Origin of the sequence: Streptomyces noursei (genome assembly GCF_001646665.1) — a bacterium.
In the GTDB taxonomy this organism is placed as follows: domain Bacteria; phylum Actinomycetota; class Actinomycetes; order Streptomycetales; family Streptomycetaceae; genus Streptomyces; species Streptomyces lavendulocolor.
This window is the reverse complement of sequence record NZ_LWBU01000395.1, coordinates 26,693-45,615: the sequence shown is the minus strand read 5'-3', so window position 1 is coordinate 45,615 and position 18,923 is coordinate 26,693. Positions and strand designations below refer to the sequence as shown.

15 protein-coding genes are annotated in these 18,923 nt (G+C 75.6%); 2 read left to right on the top strand and 13 right to left on the bottom strand.

Features of this window, described 5'->3' with window-relative positions:
• Positions 1 to 74: 74 nt before the first annotated feature.
• The 4 genes from A4V12_RS32175 to A4V12_RS32160 all read right to left on the bottom strand — a co-directional run bounded on the left by A4V12_RS32175 (position 75) and on the right by A4V12_RS32160 (position 2,626).
• Positions 75 to 356, bottom strand: a complete 282-nt coding sequence (locus tag A4V12_RS32175; protein ID WP_064073026.1) for a barstar family protein — start codon at positions 354 to 356, stop codon at positions 75 to 77.
• Between the two features lie 13 nt (positions 357 to 369).
• Complete coding sequence (locus A4V12_RS32170; protein ID WP_064073025.1) at positions 370 to 780, bottom strand: ribonuclease domain-containing protein; 411 nt, start codon at positions 778 to 780, stop codon at positions 370 to 372.
• Positions 781 to 860: 80 nt separating this feature from the next.
• Positions 861 to 1,622 (bottom strand): MBL fold metallo-hydrolase, encoded by a 762-nt coding sequence (locus tag A4V12_RS32165; RefSeq protein WP_064073024.1) that lies wholly within the window; start codon positions 1,620 to 1,622, stop codon positions 861 to 863.
• Positions 1,619 to 2,626, bottom strand: coding sequence for a winged helix-turn-helix domain-containing protein (locus A4V12_RS32160; protein WP_064073023.1), 1,008 nt, complete (start codon positions 2,624 to 2,626; stop codon positions 1,619 to 1,621). The genes A4V12_RS32165 and A4V12_RS32160 overlap by 4 nt, the downstream gene beginning before the upstream one ends.
• A gap of 120 nt (positions 2,627 to 2,746) precedes the next feature.
• Between A4V12_RS32160 and A4V12_RS32155 the strand changes: the two genes are divergently transcribed.
• Entirely contained in the window at positions 2,747 to 4,024 is a 1,278-nt protein-coding gene (locus A4V12_RS32155) for a hypothetical protein (RefSeq protein WP_064073022.1), read from the top strand.
• Between the two features lie 366 nt (positions 4,025 to 4,390).
• Here A4V12_RS32155 and A4V12_RS32150 read toward each other — a convergent pair whose 3' ends face one another.
• The 7 genes from A4V12_RS32150 to A4V12_RS32120 all read right to left on the bottom strand — a co-directional run bounded on the left by A4V12_RS32150 (position 4,391) and on the right by A4V12_RS32120 (position 14,773).
• Positions 4,391 to 6,013 carry a DEAD/DEAH box helicase gene (locus A4V12_RS32150; protein WP_064073021.1) on the bottom strand — a complete coding sequence of 541 codons (1,623 nt, stop codon included), beginning with the start codon at positions 6,011 to 6,013 and terminating at the stop codon, positions 4,391 to 4,393.
• 104 nt (positions 6,014 to 6,117) lie between these two features.
• Entirely contained in the window at positions 6,118 to 6,321 is a 204-nt protein-coding gene (locus A4V12_RS32145) for a cold-shock protein (RefSeq protein WP_005318814.1), read from the bottom strand.
• 239 nt (positions 6,322 to 6,560) lie between these two features.
• On the bottom strand, positions 6,561 to 7,034 hold the full coding sequence (locus A4V12_RS32140) for a pyridoxamine 5'-phosphate oxidase family protein (RefSeq protein ID WP_064073020.1): 474 nt from the start codon (positions 7,032 to 7,034) through the stop codon (positions 6,561 to 6,563).
• A gap of 86 nt (positions 7,035 to 7,120) precedes the next feature.
• Complete coding sequence (locus A4V12_RS32135; protein ID WP_064073019.1) at positions 7,121 to 7,555, bottom strand: hypothetical protein; 435 nt, start codon at positions 7,553 to 7,555, stop codon at positions 7,121 to 7,123.
• Between the two features lie 95 nt (positions 7,556 to 7,650).
• The gene (locus tag A4V12_RS32130; RefSeq protein ID WP_234372419.1) at positions 7,651 to 8,208 is read right to left on the bottom strand and encodes a HutD/Ves family protein; all 558 of its coding nucleotides are present in this window, start codon (positions 8,206 to 8,208) and stop codon (positions 7,651 to 7,653) included.
• Complete coding sequence (locus tag A4V12_RS32125; RefSeq protein ID WP_064073017.1) at positions 8,205 to 8,921, bottom strand: vWA domain-containing protein; 717 nt, start codon at positions 8,919 to 8,921, stop codon at positions 8,205 to 8,207. The genes A4V12_RS32130 and A4V12_RS32125 overlap by 4 nt, the downstream gene beginning before the upstream one ends.
• 20 nt (positions 8,922 to 8,941) lie before the next feature.
• Complete coding sequence (locus A4V12_RS32120) at positions 8,942 to 14,773, bottom strand: TIR domain-containing protein (protein WP_064073016.1); 5,832 nt, start codon at positions 14,771 to 14,773, stop codon at positions 8,942 to 8,944.
• 53 nt (positions 14,774 to 14,826) lie between these two features.
• Here A4V12_RS32120 and A4V12_RS32115 point away from each other — a divergent pair, with 53 nt between their 5' ends.
• Entirely contained in the window at positions 14,827 to 16,023 is a 1,197-nt protein-coding gene (locus A4V12_RS32115) for an SLC13 family permease (RefSeq protein WP_423549424.1), read from the top strand.
• Between the two features lie 36 nt (positions 16,024 to 16,059).
• On the opposite strand, the gene A4V12_RS39855 is transcribed toward A4V12_RS32115, so the two are convergent.
• Positions 16,060 to 17,526 (bottom strand): inositol monophosphatase family protein, encoded by a 1,467-nt coding sequence (locus A4V12_RS39855; protein ID WP_350498035.1) that lies wholly within the window; start codon positions 17,524 to 17,526, stop codon positions 16,060 to 16,062.
• 10 nt (positions 17,527 to 17,536) lie between these two features.
• Positions 17,537 to 18,502 (bottom strand): hypothetical protein, encoded by a 966-nt coding sequence (locus A4V12_RS32105; RefSeq protein WP_064073014.1) that lies wholly within the window; start codon positions 18,500 to 18,502, stop codon positions 17,537 to 17,539.
• Positions 18,503 to 18,923: the final 421 nt, after the last annotated feature.

The window sequence follows — 18,923 nt, the reverse complement described above, 5'->3', positions numbered from 1 at the left end:
GTGACCGGCGGAACGCACCCGGGGCGAGCGGGGCCCCGGGGGCCGGACGCTCCCGGGGACGGCCGCCCCTGCGGTCAGCGGAGCCGGAGCGTGCCCGGGGCCCGTTCGTGGACGATCTCCACGAGCTCGTCGAACAGGTCCGGGCCCAGGGCACGGCGCGAGACGGCGTGATCGCGCCACTCGAGGACGAAGTCGCCGTCCTCCGGCGTGCCGAAGCCGCCGCTCAGGCAGTCCGCGAACGCGTCGCGGTTGCGGCCGAAGTAGCCGCCGGGGCCGTTCACGGCCTCGCCGACGGCCCGCCAGAAGCCGCCGGGGCCGGTGACCTCACTGCCCTCGATGACGTACACGGTCGTCACGGCGGCGTCCGGTTCAGCAACCGTGGTCGACGCGGTCGAACGACGCGTAGTGGTCGGCGGTGTAGTAGTCCTCCCGCTCGGCGTCGCCGGTGACGATGCGGCGCGCGCCGCGGGTGTCGGCGCCCGGGGTGACGACCGTGAACTCGTGGTAGTAGCCGGACGTCCGGCTCGGCAGGATGCCTTCGCGGTTCTGGAAGACCGTGCCGTCCTGGGGGTAGGGGTAGGGGCCGCCGGCCTCGATGAGGTCGAGGGTGTCGTGCGCCTGGGCCGGCAGCCGGGAGGAGCAGATCTCGCCGACCGCCGCGGCCGCGTACGGGGCGGCGGGGGCACCGGCGGCCGGGGCCGCGCCGGCCGGTCCGGCGAACAGGGTGGCCAGCAGCGCCGAGGCGGCGCCGAGCAGGGTGAGGCGTGGGGGGATTCGCATACGCCGATGATGACGCGTGTAGACGTGGGCACGTCAACGTCAAGTGGGGCGAATTCCAGGGATGTTGACCGGTCCGCCACTTAGTTGGCGAGACGGTGAACGTCTCCCTCGTACGCCGTGTCCGTCCGGCCCCCGTACACCGCCGCCGCCCGCCGTGTCGCGTCCTCCCGGGTGAGGCCGGGACCGACGTGGGTTACCAGCAGGCGCCGCACGCCCGCGTCACGGGCGAGCCGGCCGGCGTCCTCGGGCGTCAGGTGGACCGGCGCCCCGCCGCCGGCGTGCCGGTCGGTGTCGGCCTCGCACAGCAACAGGTCCGCCGACGCGGCGAGTTCGCCGAGCCCCGGGCAGGGCCCGCTGTCGCCGGAGTACGCGAGGACCGCTCCCCCGCCCTCGACGCGCAGCCCGTACGCCTCGGCGTCGTGGGCCACCGCCCGGGAGGTCAGCCGCAGCCCGCCGTGGCGGGCCTCGTGACCGTCGTGCAGGTCGCGGAAGTCGAACACGGCGGCGAGCGGCGCCGGGTCCGGGCGCCCGAGGAACCCGGCGATCCGCTCCGCGCAGCCGGCGGGCGCGTACACGGGGACCGGCGCCGGCGGGGTGAGGCCGCCGTAGGCGAAGGCGTACAGGGCGGCGAGCAGGTCGGCGCTGTGGTCGGCGTGCAGGTGGGAGATCCAGACGGCGTCGAGCCGGGCCGGGTCGGTGTGCCGCTGCACCTCCCCGAACGTCCCGGGCCCCGCGTCCACCCACACCCGGGCCCCGCCGCCGGACACGAGGTATCCGGAGCAGGGACGCCCGGGAGCGGGGTGCGGCGAGGCGGTACCGAGGACGGTGAGGGTGAGCGTCATGGCGAAGAGGGTACGGAGCCCTCGCCGGCCCGCCCGCGCACCAGCAGGCCGCCCAGCGCGGTACGCCGGTGGAGCACCGACCTGCCGGCCCGCTCCGAGGCGACCAGGCCCGCCGCGCGCAGCGCCGCCGTGTGCGCGGAGGCGGTGGCCTCGCTGACGCGCAGCCGCCGGGCGAGGCCCCGGGTGGTGTGCTCCTCGGCGAGGACGAGCAGGGCTTCGAGCCGGGTGCGGCCGATGACCCCGGCGAGCGCGTCCGCCGTCCCGGTGCCCCCCTGCGGTGCGGGCGGCGGGCCGGAGCCGGCCGGATAGGTCAGGACGGGCGGGTGGCCGGGCGGCTCGGCGAGCAGGGGCGGGCCGGTCCAGTGGAAGGTCGGCCGGAGCTCCAGGCCGCGCCCGCCCAGTTCGACGACCCGCTCCCCGGGGCCCTCGCACTCCCAGACGGCGCCGGCCAGCCGGGCGCCGGGGAGGAGGCCGTCGAGTGCGGCGCCGGTGCCGTGCTCGGCCGCGGTCAGGGCGTGGCGGGTGAACTCCGCCCGGTGCAGGTCCTGAACCACGTCCCACACCGGCGCCAGTACGGCGTCGAACGCGGACCGCTGCGCGTGGCGCACCAGGCGCCGGGCGGCGGCGTCGCCCTGGTGCAGGGCGCGCACCCAGGGCGGGGCGGGGGCGGTGCGGTGGGCGTGGACGCGTTCCAGCTCGGCGCGGAGCAGCGCGGGGCGCGTCCCGGCGACGGCGTCCAGCGCGTCGGTCAGGCCGGTGGCGAACACGTCGAGGAACACGGGCGGCCGGGCCGCCGCCGGGACCAGGTCGGCCAGCGGCGCGACCGCGGGCGGCAGGGAGCGGAGCGCGCGCTGCCTCCAGCGGCCGGTGAGCAGGTCCCCGCCGGGGCGGGGCGCGGGGCGGAACATCGTCATGAAGGCCGCGTTGAGTTCCTGCAGCGGCGCCGGGCGGGCGGCGAACCGCACCCGCGCGAAGTCGGCGGCGGTGAAGTGGATCCGGATCACTGAACTCCCCGGCGCCGGGGCGCCATCGTTTCGGCCAGAGCCTCAACGATCGCCCGGAATCCCCGCGTCACGCCAGCATGCGGTCACGGATCACAGCGGACCACACGTCAGGGGAGAGTCATGGGCGATGCCGGAACGGACCGGCGGACGGTCGCGAGGTCGGTCGCGGTCGCGGCCTCGATGCTGCTGTTCGGCGGTACGGCGAGGGCGCGGGCGGCGGCGGAAGCGGGGAGCGCCGCGGCGGCGGGGCGGGGGCTCGTCCTGCGGCTGCCGGCGCCGACCGGGCCGTACCCGGTCGGGGTCACCACGCTGTACCTCGTCGACCGCGCCCGTCGTGACCCGTGGGACGCCGCGCTGCCGGTACGGGAACTGATGGTCACCGTCCTCTATCCGGCGCGTACGGTACGGGGCCGGCCGCGCGCCCCTCAGATGACCGCGTCCGCCGCGGAGTCGTTCGCCGGGCTCGTCCCCTTCCGCGTGCACCCGGAACTGCCCGACGCGGGGGTGGACTGGGCGGCCACCCTGACGCACGCGCGCGTGGGCGCCCCCGCTCTGCCCGTACGGCGGCCGGTGGTGCTCTACAGCCCCGGCGGCGGAGACGCCCGCACGCTGGGGACCGTGGTGGCCGAGGAGTTGGCGAGCCGGGGCCGTGTGGTGGTGACCGTCGACCATCCCGGGGACGCCAGTGAGGTGGAGTTCCCCGGTACGACGGCGTACCGGCGGGGCCCGCTCCGCCCGACCGTCCTGCGGGGCGACCCCCGGCGGACGGATCCCGCCCTCTACCGCACCATGATCGGCACTCGCGTGGCGGACCTCCGGTTCGTGCTCGACCGGCTCGCGGTGCTGGTCGCCGGGGGCAACCCCGACGCCGCGGGACGCGCGCTGCCGGAACACCTCGGCCGGGCGCTGGACCTGCGCCGGGTGGGCGTCTACGGCCACTCGGCGGGCGGCACCGCGGCGGCCCAGGCGCTGTACGAGGACGGGCGCGTCGCCGCCGCGGTCGACCTGGAGGGCCACCTGGACCACCCGCCGCAGGCGCCCGGCCGGCCGGGTGAGCCGTTCCCGGTCGCCCGGTGCGGTGTGGACCGCCCGCTGCTGCTCGTGAACACCGACGGCTTCCCCGACCGGCGGGGCCTGGAGGCGTCCTGGTCGGCGGTGTTCGCCCGCCCGGGCGGGCGGGTGGTGCGCCGGCGGCTCGACGACGCCGCGCACGGCGTCTTCACCGACTACGCGGCGATGGCGCCCCGGCTGCAGGCCGCCGGGCTGATGACCCGGGCGGAGCGGATCCGGCTGGTCGGCGCGGTGGACCCGGCCCGGTCGGTACCGGCGGTGCGCGGCCTCGTGTGCGGGTTCCTCGACCGGCACCTGACCACCGCCGGAAGGGACGCCCGTGACTGACGGGCGCCGGGACGGCGGGGCGCGCGGCGCGGAGCCGGGAGGGGGGCCCGGGCGGCGGCCAAAGCCGGGGGCGGGGGCCCGGACCGGGCCAGGCGCGGGGCCGGAGTCTGTGATGTGACCAGGGTCGGGGCCCGGGCGCGGAGCCCGGAGCCGGGGGCGGGCGTGGAGCCGAGGGCGGGCGCGGAGCCGGGGCGCGGGGCCCGGACCGGGGCCCGGGACCGGCGCGGGGGCGCCTACGGCGGAGGGCCCGGGACGCCGCGTGTCGCGGTGTTCCGGGCCCTGCCGGCCGGAGCCGGGGCGCCGCGCACAGGCCGGGACCCGCACCTGCTGCTGCATGGTGCGGGTCCCGGCCGCGGGACGTGTCCGCTAGGCGGCGGTGCGGCGGCCGCCGCGGCCCGTGCCGCCGGAGCGGCCGGCGGCCGAGGAGCGGCCGGTGCCGCCGGTGCGGGTTCCGCCGGTGGCCGCGGTGCGGCGGCGCGGGGCGCCCGCCTGCGCGCCGCCGTTGGCGCCGGCCGCGGCGGGGGCGCCGGTGCCCTGGCCGCTGCGGCGGGGGCGGCGGCGCCGGCCGGGCTTGCCGTCGCCCTGCGCGGCGGGCTGCGCCGGCTGCGGGACCTCGATGGTGACCGGGGTGCCGGACGGCTCGCGGGCGCCGGTGAGCCGGGCCAGCTCCTCGTCGGACGACTTGACGCGGGCGCTGCGCGGCGTGATGCCCGCGTGGGACATCAGCCGGCTCATGTCCCGCTTCTGCTCGGGCAGGACGAGGGTGACCACGCTGCCGGACTCACCGGCACGGGCGGTGCGGCCGCCGCGGTGCAGGTAGTCCTTGTGGTCGGTGGGCGGGTCGACGTTCACCACGAGGTCGAGGTCGTCGACGTGGATGCCGCGGGCCGCCACGTTGGTGGCCACGAGCGCGGTGACCTGACCGTTCTTGAACTGGTCCAGGGTCCGGTTGCGCTGCGGCTGCGAGCGGCCGCCGTGCAGTCCGGCGGCGCGTACGCCGCTGGCGAGGAGCCGCTTGACCAGCCGGTCCACGGAGCGCTTGGTGTCCAGGAAGAGGATCACCCGGCCGTCGCGGGCCGCGATGCGGGCGGTGACGGCCTTCTTGTCGGTCTCGTCCGCGATGTACAGGACGTGGTGCTCCATGGTGGAGACCGCGCCGGCCGACGGGTCGACCGAGTGGACCACCGGGTCGGTGAGGAACATCCGCACCAGCCGGTCGATGTTCTTGTCGAGCGTGGCGGAGAACAGCATGCGCTGGCCGTCCGGCTCGACCTGCTTCAGCAGCGCGGTGACCTGCGGGAGGAAGCCCATGTCGGCCATCTGGTCGGCCTCGTCGAGGACGGTGACCGACACCTGGTCCAGCCGGCAGTCGCCGCGCTCGATCAGGTCCTTGAGGCGGCCCGGGGTGGCGACGAGGATCTCGGCGCCGCGGCGCAGGGCGCCCGCCTGGCGGCCGATCGACATGCCGCCGACGACGGTGGCGATCCGCAGCTGCACGGAGGTCGCGTACGGCGTGAGGGCGTCGGTCACCTGCTGCGCGAGCTCGCGCGTGGGGACCAGGACCATCCCGAGCGGGGCCTTCGGCTCGGCGCGGCGGCCGGCCGTGCGGGCGAGCAGGGCGAGGCCGAAGGCGAGGGTCTTGCCCGAGCCGGTGCGGCCGCGGCCGAGGATGTCGCGGCCCGCGAGGGAGTTCGGCAGGGTCGCGGCCTGGATCGGGAACGGCTCGGTGACGCCCTGGGCGGTGAGCGTCTTGAGGAGGGCGGCCGGCATGTCGAGGTCGTCGAAGGCGGCGACCGCGGGCAGCGCGGGCGTGGCGGTCTCCGGCAGCGCGAAGTCGCGCGGGGGCGCTATGGGGGCGCGGTTGCCCGTGCCGCGGGCGGGGGCGCTGCCGTTTCCGGCGGCCCTGCCGTTTCCGGAGCGCGCGGGGTTCGCGGCGCCGTTCCTCGCGGGGCGCTTACGGGCGGGGCGTTCGGGTCGAGTCGTCGTCATACATTGCCTTCCTTGGGCCTGAGCACAGCACAAGCCGGGACCCGCACCTGCGGCTGCATGGTGCGGGTCCCGGCTGCGAGATACCGGTGCTGCGTATCCGGTGATCAGGCGGGGAGGATGTTCTCCGCCTGCGGGCCCTTCTGGCCCTGCGTGACGTCGAAGGTCACCTTCTGGCCTTCCTGGAGCTCACGGAAGCCCGAGGTGGCGATGTTGGAGTAGTGGGCGAAGACGTCGGCGCCGCCGCCGTCCTGCTCGATGAAGCCGAAGCCCTTTTCCGAGTTGAACCACTTCACGGTACCGGTGGCCATAATTTTCTCCTGATGGTGTCGGGGCCCCATCCGGAGAAAGCCGGTAAAACAATAATGCGCCTGAGGAACATTCCCGTCAGGCGCACATAAAGTTCATGGGTACCAAAACTGCAACGTGAACAACCGTAGCACACCATCCCGGCGGCCCCTTCGCAACAGGACGCGCCCGCCGCGCGGGGGCGCGCGGCGGACGTACCGGTGCGGCCGGGACGGGTCCCGGAGGGACGCCGGACGGGGACTCAGGTCCGGCTGACGGTGCGCAGCGGGCCGCCGGGGCGCCAGGACCGGATCACCAGCAGGTCGTCCTCGACGCAGGTGCGGACCACCTCGGTGAGTTCCGCCCGGAAGAGGTGGAAGGGCTGCGGCGCTCCCGTCTCCGCGGCGAGCCGCGCCACCGTCTCCGGGTCGGTCACCTCGACGGCCCGGCCGGAGATCCGGACGTCGCCGCCGCCCATGCCGGTGCCGCTGCCCGGGTTGGCGTGAAGGGCGAAGCGGGGGTCGCGCCGGAGGTCGTGGGCCTTGCGGGAGTCCGGCATCATGCCGAGCCACAGCTCACCGGAGCGGAACGTCACCTCCAGGCCGGTGACGCGCGGGGAGCCGTCCTTGCGGAGGGTGGCCAGGACGTGGTGGGTGTACGCCGCGAAGCGCCGGCGTGCGGTGCGGGCGAAGTCGGGCTCCGCCGCCTCGAAACCGGCCCAGGTGCAGGAAGTCATGAGCCCATGGAACCGCCGATACCCGACACCCTCTGTCGGGTATCGGGCATCCGGCGTCCTCTGCGCACCGAGGGCGGTCGGCGGTCTCAGAACGAGAAGGACGGGTTGTACGGGTTGAAGCTCGTGTACCGCGTCTCGCAGTGGTCGGTCGTTCCGGCCGCCCGGCGGCACAGGGTCATCGTGACGCTCTTGATGCCGCCCGCGTCCGTGGCGCCGATGCCGCGGAAGTCGGTGGTCGTGCCGCAGCCCCGGGTGTTGTGCCTGTCGTCCGACGCGAGGGTGGCGCCGGAGCCCGTCCGGACGGTGAGGGTGACGTAGAGGGACCGCTCGTCGCACGTCTGGTCGGCGACGGCGAGCGTGCCGTCGCGGAAGGAGTTCCGGTCGACCCAGGTCAGCTGGATCCGGCTGCGGTCCCCCCAGCTGGTGGTGATGTCGCCACTGGTGGTGCTCGCCCAGCCCTGCCCGGCGGCCGCGAGCGTGAACGCGGTCGTGGCGGCGACGGTGAAACCTGCACGGCGCATATGAGTGTCTCCTGTCCGGTGGCCGGCCCCGAGGTGCAGCCCTACCCGCCGGTCCCGCCCGCTCACGACGGTCGGGGCACAATCACACGGCCGGCTCAGCCCGTCCGGCGGAGCGTGACGACCGCCGCGTACCCCTCCGTGCGGACCTCCGCCCGCCCGGCCGGGCACAACACCGCGTCGTACCGCCCCAGTTCCGCGCCCGCCGCCCGCGCCGGCCCGTCGAGGGCGACGACCAGCACGGTCGCGTCCGCCGGTACGGCGACGGCGTACCCGCCCCGGACGACCGTGACGTCCGCCGCGACCGCCCCGCGCCGGTGCATCACGTTGAGGTTGACGACCGGCCCGGCGAGGAGCCGCCCGTACGTCGGGACGTCGCCGGGGAAGGGGCACGGGGCGTACGGCGCGGCACGCAGCCGGCGCCCCCCGGCGTCGAGGTCCATGCCCGCGCCGTCGACGACGGTGAGGACGCGCTCCGTACCGGGGAAGGCGGAGAACGGCCCGTCCCGGTGGACGTCCGCGAGGCTGACGCGCCAGTCGAAGCCGTCGGTGCCCGCGTCCTCGGGGAGGGCGGCGATCTCCCGGGTGACGCCGCCGCCGTTCTTCCACGGCACCGCCGGCCGCCCGGCCGCCCGCAGCACGCGCACCCCCGTCACCGCACGATGCCCTGGGCGCGGGCGGCGGCGAGCCAGGCGGGGAACTCGGCGACCAGCCGGTCGTACAGCTCGGCGTCGGGTACGCGGCGCGGGTCGGTGCCCGCGTGGAAGAAGCCGGCGTTGTCGACGCGGCGTTTGGCGGGGACAGCGAGTTCGTCGAGCTTGCGGAGGAAGTCGAACTGGCGGCTCGCGGGGTCGCCGAAGCCGATGAACTGCCAGAAGAGCGGCAGCCGGGCGGCCTTGCACAGGTAGCGCTCGGCGGCGAGCTTGTTGACGGGACCGCCGTCCGTCTGGAAGACCACCAGGGCCGGGGCGGTGGCGCCGCTGTCCAGGTAGTGGTCGATGACCGCGTCCATGGCCAGGTGGTAGCTGGTCTTCCCCATGTGCCCCAGGCCCGCGACGATCCGGTCGATCCGGCCCCGGTGGTCGGCGAGGGCGATCTCGGTCTCGGCGTCCACGTCCGTGGAGAAGAAGACCACCGGGACGCGTCCGTCGTCGTCGAGGTTGGCCGACAGGCCCAGCACCCGGTCGGCGAGCGCCTGGACGCTGCCGTCGCCGTAGTACGGCTTCATCGAGCCCGAGTAGTCGATCACCAGGTAGACGGCGGCGCGTTCGCCGCTCAGCCCGTGCTTGCGCAGCGAGATGCCCGCGCTCTTGTAGAGGCCGACCAGAGCCGGCGCGGTCTCTTCGATCTTCTGCAGGCTGATCGGCATACGGCGAGACTATGCGACCGTCACAGTTCCTCGCCGAGGGGCAGTCTGCGCACCCCCGGCAGGAAGGCGTCCAACTCCCCCGGCTGGAACCGGTACATGCCCACCACGTGCCAGAACTCGCCCGCCAGGTCGCCCTCGCACTTGTAGCCGCCGGACGGCGTCAGGGCGGCCCAGCCGTCCGGCACGCCGATGAGGGTGGCGCGCGGCGAGGAGGCGCCGCCGCCGGGCGGGAGGTTCCACAGGCGTACCGTGCCGTCCTCGGCGCCGCTGGCCAGTGCCGTGCCGTCGGGGCTGAACGCCACGGACAGCACGCGGCCGGTGTGGCCGGCGAGTTCGGCGAGCCGGGCACCGGTGTCGGCGTTCCAGAGCACGACGACGCGGTTGTCGCCCGCGGTGGCGAGGACCGGCCGGGTGGGGTGGGCGGCGACCGTCCACAGTTTGCCGCCGCCGGCGCGCAGCCGGAGCCCCGGCCCGGTGTCCGCGCCGTGCCGGACGATGGCGGTGCCGTCCCAGGAGACGCTGGCGAGCCAGGCGTCGCCGGGGCCGAAGGCGACGCCGTACACGCGGTCCTCGTGGCCCGGGAGTTCGGCCAGCAGGCGGCCCTCGCGCGCCTGCCAGAGGCGTACGAGACTGTCGTCGCAGCCGGTCGCCAGGAGGTCGCCGTCGGCGCGGAAGGCGATGGAGCGCACCCGGCCGCGGTGCCGGTCGAGGGTGGCGACGCGGGCCCCGGTGGAGCGGAACCAGACGCGGACGGTGTCGTCGTCGTTGGCGGTGGCCAGCAGGTCGCCCGCGTGGTTGAAGGCCTGGGCCCAGATGTGCTCGGTCTCGGCGTCCAGTTCGCGCAGGAACTCGCCGTCCTGGCTCCACAGGTGGACGCCGCCGTCGTTGCTGGCGGTGCCGAGGACGGGCCGGGCGGGGCTGAACGCGGCGGAGACGAGCCGGTCGCCGCGCCCGGTGAGTTCCCCGGTGCGCGAGCCGGTGCGGGTGTCCCAGAGGCGTACCGCCCCGTCGCTGCCGCAGGAGGCGAGGCGGGTGCCGTCGGCACTGAACGCCACGCCGGTGACGCGCCTGCCGTGGCCGCGCAGGATTCGTTTGCCCTGGCCGGTGGCGGCGTCCCAGATCTGGGCGCCGCCGTCGTTGCCGACGGTCAGCAGCTGGGATTCGTGCGGGTGGAAGGCGCACGCCCAGGCGGATCCCCGGTGCGGGGTGGGGCGGCGGGCGTGCAGGGTGACGACGTGCCCCTGCCGGGGTGTGCTGGTGACGGTCCACAGCCGGACCGTGCCGTCGCTGTCGCAGCCGGCGAGCAGTTTCCCGTCGGCGCTGAATGCGACCTGGTACATCGCGCCGGGGCAGCGCTCCAGGCTGCCGAGCGGGGTGCCGACGACCGGGTCCCAGAGGCGGACCTGCCCGTCGGTGCAGCCGCTGGCGAGCAGCCGTCCGCCGGGGTGGAAGTCCAGGGTGTAGACCCGCCCGGTGTGGCCGGTGAACTCCTGGCGGGGCCGGCCGTCGTCCGCGTTCCAGACGCGGACGGTGCCGTCCTTGTCGCCGGTGGCGAGGAGCGTGCCGTCGGGGCTGTACCGGGCGCGGTAGACGGCCCTGCCGTGGCCGGGCAGTTCCCGCTCGCAGCGCCCGGTCGCCAGGGACCACATCCGTACGCAGGCGGCGGCGTCGCCGGTGACGAGGGTGCGGCCGTCGGGGCTGAAGACCGCGGTGTAGACGGGGGCGCGGTGGCCGGGCAGCCGGTGCAGGGGCTCACCGGTGGCGACGTCCCAGACGGTGACCAGGCCCTCGGCGTCGCCGGTCGCGAGCCGGGTGCCGTCCGGGCCGAGCGTCACGGGCCACACCCCGTCGGGGTGGATGTCGAGCCGGTGGCGGCACGCGCCGGAGACGGGGTCCCAGAGGCGGACCACGCCGTCGGAGCCGCCGGACGCGATGACACCGGGGCCGTGCTTGACGGCGTACACGCGCCCTTGGTGTCCCTGGAGGGTGCGCAGGGCGCGGCCGTCGGCGGTGTCGCAGACGAGGATGCCGCCGTCCTCGCTGCCGACGAGGAGGAGTTCGCCGTCGGGGCTGTACGCGATCGGCTCGGGGAGCCGGCCGGTGCGCATGCCGTAGCCGTAGGGGACGCCGACGGACGAGGGGCGGAAGCCCGCCTCGACGGGCATGCCGGGGGCGATGGCGGCGGTCGCCAGTTCGGGGGCGGCCCGGGTGGTGTCGTCGACGACGGGGTCGATGAGGGCGGCGCGGTGCCAGCGGCTGCGGGTGAGGCGGGCGTCGCGCAGGTCGGTGCGGGTGAGGCGGGCGCGCCGGAGGTCGGCGTCGGTGAGGTTCGCGCCGCGCAGGTCGGCCCGGTCGAGGCGGGCGCCGGCGAGGCGGGCGCCGGTGAGGTCGGCCTGCTGGAGGTTGGCGCCGACGAGGCGGGTGTCGGTGAGGTCGGCTCCGGTGAGGTCGACGCCGGAGAAGTCCCGGTGGGAGAGGTCCTCGCCGGCGAGGCGGGCGCCGCGCAGGTCGGCGTGGGCGGGTACGCGCAGCCGGTCGCCGATGCGGACGGCGTTGGCGCGGGCGGTCTCGCCCGCCGCCGTGCGGCCCTCCAGGGTGTCGCGCACCCAGCGGGCGCACCGCTCGTGGTCGGCGAGGTCGCAGAGGAACTCGACGGCGAGGCGGCTGAGGGGCCGGGCGTGGAGGAGTCCGTACTGGCCCCGGTCGAGGTGTCGGGCGGCCTCGCGGGCGATGAGCCATTCCTCGACGGAGCCGTGGATGAAGTGGAACAGTCCCTCGTCGGTGCGGACGAGGAGGCTGCCCGCGCCGACGGCGTGGCCGAGTTCCAGGGCGGACCGGGGGGTCTCGGTGAGGCGGCTGAGGGTGCCGGCGACGGCGTCGGTGAGTTCGTCCAGGCGCAGCGCGGTGCGGCCGGACTCCCACAGGCGCCGGGCGAGGGCGGTGACGGCGGCCCACAGTTCGGGCAGGGCGAGGCCGGGCGGGGAGCCGGGGCCCTTGCTGCCGCGGTCGGCCTCGTACTGGAGCCAGGAGGTGAAGACGTCCTCGTAGAGCCGGGCGGGGCTGAGCGCGCGGCCGGCTCCGGCGACGGCGCGCAGCCGGTCGGTGCCGAGCTGGGCGACGAAGGACAGCAGCCGGGGGTTGCGGCACAGGGCGAGCAGGTCGGGGATGTTCCGCAGGAGGCGGTGGCGGCGTTCGGCGGCCTCCTCGTCGCCGTAGGTCTTGGCGAGGTAGGAGCGGATCTGGTCGGAGGTGAAGCCCTGCACGGACAGGATCCGGCGCTGCGGCAGCAGGCCGACGCGTTCTCCGAGGGCGGTGAGGACCTGTTCGTGGGACTTGAAGTGCTGGGTGCGGCTGGAGACCACGATCTTGGCGTTGTCGACGGCGGCGTCGAGGAGGACCTGGAGGTGGTCGGCCGCGCGGTCGTAGCTGACGCGGTTGACGAGTTCGTCGAAGCCGTCGAAGAGGAGGACGACGCGGCCCTGGGCGAGCATGTAGCGCAGGGCGCGCAGGTCGATGGTGTCGACGTCGTGGCCGGCGAGGTGGGCGGCGACGAGCCCTTCGAGGCTGTGGGCGCGGTCCAGGGTGCCCAGCGGGATGAGGATCGGGGTGAGGTGCGGCAGTTCCTCGGGGATGCGGCGGGCGAGTTCCCGCAGTGCGAAGGTCTTGCCGTGGCCGAAGTCGCCGAGGAGGAGGACGAAGCGGCCGTGGTCGGCCTCCAGCAGTTCCAGCAGGTCCTCGACGAGGTTGTCGTGCTCGGCGCCCGGGTCGCCGTCGGGCCGGTCGGCGTCGCGGTAGCGCTGGGGGAGGTAGCGGACGGGGGCGTAGCTGTCGCTGGCGAGGAGGCGGCCGGTCTGGGCGGTGACGTAGCCGCGCAGGTCGAGCAGGCCCTGGAACTCGGGGAAGCTGCGGACGCGGATGCCGTGGCGGACGGCGCGGTCGCGCAGGGCGGCGGCGGGGGCGGGGCCGTCGTGGACGATCTCGGCCTCCACGCCGGGGCCGGAGGCGTGCAGTTGGGCGGCGAACCGGTCGAGCTGGTCGTCGGTGGGGGTGCCGGGGTGGACGGCGATCCGCGCCTGGCGGACGACGCCCTCCTCCCGCCAGGTGGCCATGATCTGGGCCATGTCGCCGGGGGTGCGGCGGGGCACGTCCCGCAGCCGTACGCCGTCGCGGCGGGCCAGGCACACCTCCTTGACCCGTTCGGTCAGGGAGTCCGGGGGGTCGCCGTGCGGGGCGGGCCGGTCGGCGGGGCCGGGGCCGGCGGGGGCGGCGGGCGGTTCGGCGGCGGGGAAGATCCGGCCGGCGCGGGGCCAGCGGCCGGGGAACGCCTCCGGTCCGGTGCGGCCTCGGTCGTACCAGCGGGTGATGCCGTCGGCGGCGATGCGCAGGAGCTGGAAGCGGGCGGGGGCGGCCGCGCCGAGCAGGGGCAGGCCGGCGGCGGGGTCGGCGCCGGTGCCGGGCAGGCGGGTGTGGCTGGGGACGGTGCCGGTGGTGCGGGGGCCGCCGGTGGGGCCGTGGAGCAGCAGGTGGAGGCGGGGGCCGGCGAGTTCGGTGAGGGTGTCGGTGTCGACGAGGGCGCCGGGGCCGCCGTCGGCGTCGCCGGGGCGCGTCCCGCGGGTGAGGGGGTGGCGCAGGGCGCCGACGCGGAGCCAGCCCTCCTCCTCGTACGGGCGCAGCGCCTCGGCGAACCAGGCGGCCTGGTCGCGTCCGATGTGGCCGTACTGGTCCTCCAGGCGGTGGCTGTGGGCGAGGGAGGAGTTGAACCCGGCGACGACGGTGTGCAGTTCGGGCACCGGGAAGAGGGTCCAGGGCTGGTCGCTGTCGAAGACGGTGTCCAGGCCGTGGTAGAAGCTGCGGAACAGCCGGGTGTAGTGGCGCCATTTGGGCCAGTACGGGGGTTGCGGGGCGATCTCGTCGGCCTCGCAGGTGTGGAAGTAGGCGCGGCAGGCGGCCTGGTTGACGTCCTGGGCGCCGGGGACGACGACGACGCGCTGCGGCGGCAGGTCGAGCAGGGAGCGTAAGGAGGTGAGGAAGGCGAGGGCCTGGTCGCATTCGCGGGGGCTGCCGGACGCGGTGAGGTCGCCGGTGACGACGAGCAGGTCGGGGGCGGGTGCGCCGCTGTCGCGCAGGACGATGAGGTCGCCGCGGATCTCGCGCCGCAGGGCCTCCGGTTCGCGGCCGCGCCCGAAGTCGGGGCCGGCGAGGTGGAGGAGGGTCACGGCGTCCTGCGCGGCGGGGTCCTGCGCGCCCTGCGGGTAGCGGGGTGCCTTCTGCGGGCGGCGGCGGCCGGCCCAGCCGGGGCCGCCGATCCACCGCTGGGCGGGCAGGCGGGCCTCGGGGGTGACGGGGCGGCCGGTGCTGCGGGCGGTGGCCGCGTCGCCGGGGTAGCCGGGGCGGCGGGCGGGGCGGGCGTGGCCGTCGAGGGCCTGCTCGACGCGGGCCAGGAGGAGGGAGCGGGCGGCGGCGGCGTCCCGGACGCCGACGAGGTCGACGTAGGTGATGGTGGCGAGCAGCCCTTCGACGGGGATGTCGTCCACGCGGACGGTGAGCAGCCGCCGTTCCGGCGTCTCGGGGTCGGCCCGCAGGGCGGCGGTCCACTCCATGCGGCCGTAGGTGGAGCGTTCGTAGTGGCGGGAGAGGACGGCGACGACGGCGGCGGACTCGCTGACGCCGCGGTCCATGAAGTCGATGAAGTTGCTGCCCGGTACGAAGTCCCAGGCCTGTACGACGGTGCGGTATCCGGCCTCTTCGAGGGTCCAGGCGATCCAGGACGCCCATGCCTCGTCGGCCGGTGAGTAGCTGATGAAGAAGTCCAACCCGGTCGTGCACTGCCCCGCTTCGTCACCCGTCGGCATGTGTCCACATTAGGCCTCGGCCGGGTGCGCTGTCCGGGGGAAAACCTATGCTGATGGCCGTGACCTTCCTCAGACGTCTGCATCCGCTGGACTGGCTGGCCGGGGCGCTGTTGGTACTGGGGCTGCTCGCGGTGGCGACGGGGCTGCTGCCGTCCGGTCCGGCCGCGGACGTGCTGGCCAGGGTGGGGCCGCTGCTGGTGTTCCTGGCGACGGTGATCGTCCTGGCGGAACTGACGGGGAAGGCCGAGGTCTTCGACGTGGTGGCCACGTGGGTGGCGCGGGCCGGGAGGGGCAGTTACGTCCTGCTGTTCGGGCTGTGCGTGGTGTTCGCCTCGGTCACCACGATCACGCTCAATCTGGACACGACGGCGGTGCTGCTGACGCCCGTGATGCTGGCGCTGGCGACGCGGGTGGGCATCGCGGCGGTGCCGCTGGCGATGACGACGGTGTGGCTCGCGAACACGGCGAGCCTGCTGCTGCCGGTGTCGAACCTGACGAACCTGCTGGCCGCCGACCGGGTGGCGCTGTCGCCGTCGGGGATGGCGGCCGTGATGTGGCCGCCGCAGGTGGCGGCGATCGCGGCCACGATGGTGTGCCTGTGGGTGTTCTACTGGCGGCGCGGGGCCCGGGGCGAGGACCGCTACCTGCCGCCGGAGCCGCCGCGCCCCGCCGACCCGGTGCTGCTGCGGGTGTGCGCGGTGGTGTGCGGCGGGTTCCTGCTGGTGCTGCTGGCCGACCTGGTCCCGCTGTGGGTGGCGTCGACGGCGGCGGCGCTGGTGGTGGCCGCGGCGTTCGCCCGGCGCCGCCGCGAGGAGTTGCGGTGGTCGCTGGTGCCGTGGCGGCTGCTGGTGCTGGTGCCGGGGATGTTCCTGGTGGTGGAGACGGCCGGCGCGCTGGGCATGGACCGGCTGCTGGCGTCCGCGATCGGGGCGCAGGAGGGCCCGCTGGGGGTGCTGCGCACGGCGGCGGTCGGGGCGGGGTTCTCCAACGCGCTCAACAACCTCCCGGCGTACGTGGCCGGTGAGGCGGTGGTGCCGCCGGCCAACCACGAGCAGCTGCTGGGGCTGCTGATCGGCGTCAACGTGGGCCCGCTGGTCACCCCGTGGGCGTCGCTGGCGACGCTGCTGTGGTTCGAGCGCTGCCGGTGGCACGGGACCCGTATCGCGCTGGGCCGCTTCATGGGGACGAGCCTGGTGCTGGCGGCGTCCGGCACGGTGGCGGCGACGGTGGCGCTGGCGGCGACGTCCTGACGGCCGGGACGCCCCGGTGGAGCCGTGGCGTGGCGGTCAGGTGGTCGTCCGGAGCGCCGCGGCGACCTCTTCGAGGACGTAGCCGAGGGTCTCGGCCCGGGCGGCGACGAAGCTGCGCCCGGAGTCGGGGCCGCTGAAGCGGGGCCGGAAGGGCGCGCCGCGCAGGGTGCGCAGCTCCGCGCCGGCCTCGGCGGCGAGCAGTGCCCCGGGGGGCAGGTCGACGCCCTCGGCGCGGTAGCCGACGAACCCGTCGATGGTGCCCCGCGCGAGGAGGCTCCAGCCCAGCAGCGGGGCCCACAGTTGCAGGACGCGCCGGCAGCGCCGCTCCAGGGTGCCGCGCAGGGCGGCCGCGGTGCGGTCGGCGCGGTCCACGGCGTGGCCCTGGGTCCAGGCGAGCACGGGCCCGGGGCCGGGGAGGCGGCTGTGCGGGCCGCGCAGCCGCGTACCGTCGTCGTCGTGGGCGCCCTGTCCGGTGACGGCGTGCCAGGTGCGGCCGGTGACCGGCTCGTGGACGACGCCGACGACCGGGGTGTCCCCGACGCACAGGCCGATGCCGACGACGTACGCGGGCAGCCCGATCGCCACGTTGTTGCTGCCGTCCAGCGGGTCGACCAGCCAGGTGCGGCCGCTGCCGGTGTCCAGCAGCCCGGCCTCCTCGGAGAGGATCCGGTCCCGCGGGAAGTGCCGCCGCAGCCGGGTGAGGATCAGCTCCTCGGCCGCCAGGTCGAGGTCGGTGACGACGTCGCCGTGCGCTCCCTTGGTGCGTACGGCCCTGGCGTCGGCGAAGTGGCCCCGCAGCAGCCGTCCGGTCGCCTCGGCAGCGGCGACGGCGACCCGGCGCTCGGCCGTGAACGGGGGGCGGCGGGCGGTGTCAGGCGCGGCGTTGTGCATGGATCCTCCCCAGGGCCGTGCGCACGGCACGGACGGTGGCCTCGGTCCGTACAGCCGGCGGACCGTGCGGCGGGGCCGCCCGTCGAGCGGGCCGAGCGAGAGGTCCCGTCCGCCGGGCAGGGACCGTCCCAGGACGAGGGTGGCGGCGGAACGGCCCGGTGTCACCACGGTGGTGTGGAACTCGCCCGCGCCGAGCGCGTACGTCTCGCCCGCCGGGCTGGTGCGGACGGGGCCCTCCTCGCCGCGCACCAGCCGGGAGGTGGGCCGTATCTCGTCCACGCCGTCGGCGCCGCTGTGCACCTCGAAGACGCGGTGGGTGGGGGTGTCGGCGTCGTCCCGGACCCGCACCCGTACGTTGCCGACCTCGCCGTACAGGACGTGGCTGCGCAGTTCCCAGCTGTGGGCGTGGAGCGGGGGGACCTCGGCGGTGGGGCGGCCGGCGCCGAAGAGGTGGAGGCAGACGCCGTCGGCGCCCTCCCTGAGCAGCGGCAGGCACAGGAAGCCCAGCGGATGGCGGACGGCGGGCAGGTCCCGCTTGCCCGCGGCGATCTCCTCGAGGACCGGTACGAAGGTGTCGACGTGGGCGCGCATCGGGTCGTCGGGGGCGTCCATGGCCGGCGGTTCACCTCCCGTAGGGGTCCTCTGCGTGCAGGGCCTTGGCGATGACTTCGCCCACGTCGGCGTCGGTGAAGGTCCGGGGCAGCGGCAGCGCCAGCGCGTCGAACAGGGCGCGCACCTCGTCGACGGTCGGGGACAGGCTGAGCAGGGTGGCGTCGCGCAGGTCCAGCGTGGTGGCCTGCTCGCGGCTCTGGTGCAGCTCGGTCAGGTAGTAGTCGTACAGCGGCTGTCCGCGTCTGACCAGGAGGTTGACCCGCGAGGGGTCGTCCTGGGTGATGATCAGGCCGGAGTCCGACAGGTCGAAGCGGAGGGTCGGCACGGTCGACGACAGGTGGACGCTGATGTCGAGCGTGCTCAGCTGCATGCGGAACCAGCAGGCGGCGAGGACGGTCGCGTACGACTCCTTGCGGGTGCGGTCGGCGGTCCACAGGTCGGCGTTGTGGGGGCGGGTGCCGGAGAACATCCGGCGGAACTGGGCGTAGGCGTTGCAGGCCCGTTCGTCCGCCGGGTTCAGTATCTCGATCTTGACGTTGAGCTGGGAGCGGTTCTCCTTGGCGGCGCGTACGCACTGCGGGAGCGTGACGGCCCGGAGGTAGGTGCCGGTGCCGCCCTTGAAGTACCAGATGTTGGTGCCCTGGCGGGCTTCGCGGAGCGCTTCCCGGACCTCGTTGCCGGCGAGGGAGCGGACCATGGTGAGGTCCTCGATGGCGCGGCGGGTGCCGGCCATGGCCTCCTGGATGGCGTGCGGGCGGCGGGTGCGCTCGGAGAGCGAGCCGACGGCGAGGGCGCCGAGGACCACGAGGGTGGCGCCGGAGGCGAAGTCCGACTCGATGAGCCGGTCGCCGAAGATGTCGAGGATGCCGACGGTGAGGCCGATGCCGGCCGCGAAGACCACTTCGAAGTTGCGCAGGCAGAAGGCGACCGCGGCCTCCAGCCGGTTCGTGCGGTTCGTCCGCGCCGACGACGCCATGGGCACTCCCCCTCCCCCGATCGGAGAACCGATCGTAGAGAAGCGGGCCCGCGCCCGACAGGGCGCATGCGACGCGCACACCGGCACCGCGCGCGCCGGACATGGCGCAGCGCCTGCCGAAGGTCCGGTCGGGGACACGGCAGGCGCTGCTGTGTTCCGCACGCCGTTGTACGGGACGTCTGAGGGGTCCGAGCCGCCGGGCCCGTGCGGGCCGGCCGGTTCTCGGCACCCCGACTCTACCGCGCCCGCCCCCGCCCCGGTGCCACGGGAGCCCCGCCCGGACGGGGGGTGCTCCCGGCCCGTGGAGGGGAGACCTGTTCGCGGGCGCCCGGCCGGGCACCTGGCGCGGTGGCGGACGGGCGGGCTCCCTGCACGGTGCGCCCGGCTCCGGGAGCCGTGCCGGCCGGGGCGGCTCGCGGGT

Coding starts and splice junctions, on each gene's coding strand:
- A4V12_RS32170 (WP_064073025.1), bottom strand. CDS start 780: ATGCGAATCCCCCCACGCCTCACCCTGCTCGGCGCCGCCTCGGCGCTG.
- A4V12_RS32165 (WP_064073024.1), bottom strand. CDS start 1,622: ATGACGCTCACCCTCACCGTCCTCGGTACCGCCTCGCCGCACCCCGCT.
- A4V12_RS32155 (WP_064073022.1), top strand. CDS start 2,747: ATGGGCGATGCCGGAACGGACCGGCGGACGGTCGCGAGGTCGGTCGCG.
- A4V12_RS32150 (WP_064073021.1), bottom strand. CDS start 6,013: ATGACGACGACTCGACCCGAACGCCCCGCCCGTAAGCGCCCCGCGAGG.
- A4V12_RS32145 (WP_005318814.1), bottom strand. CDS start 6,321: ATGGCCACCGGTACCGTGAAGTGGTTCAACTCGGAAAAGGGCTTCGGC.
- A4V12_RS32140 (WP_064073020.1), bottom strand. CDS start 7,034: ATGACTTCCTGCACCTGGGCCGGTTTCGAGGCGGCGGAGCCCGACTTC.
- A4V12_RS32135 (WP_064073019.1), bottom strand. CDS start 7,555: ATGCGCCGTGCAGGTTTCACCGTCGCCGCCACGACCGCGTTCACGCTC.
- A4V12_RS32125 (WP_064073017.1), bottom strand. CDS start 8,921: ATGCCGATCAGCCTGCAGAAGATCGAAGAGACCGCGCCGGCTCTGGTC.
- A4V12_RS32120 (WP_064073016.1), bottom strand. CDS start 14,773: ATGCCGACGGGTGACGAAGCGGGGCAGTGCACGACCGGGTTGGACTTC.
- A4V12_RS32115 (WP_423549424.1), top strand. CDS start 14,827: ATGGCCGTGACCTTCCTCAGACGTCTGCATCCGCTGGACTGGCTGGCC.
- A4V12_RS39855 (WP_350498035.1), bottom strand. CDS start 17,526: ATGGACGCCCCCGACGACCCGATGCGCGCCCACGTCGACACCTTCGTA.
- A4V12_RS32105 (WP_064073014.1), bottom strand. CDS start 18,502: ATGGCGTCGTCGGCGCGGACGAACCGCACGAACCGGCTGGAGGCCGCG.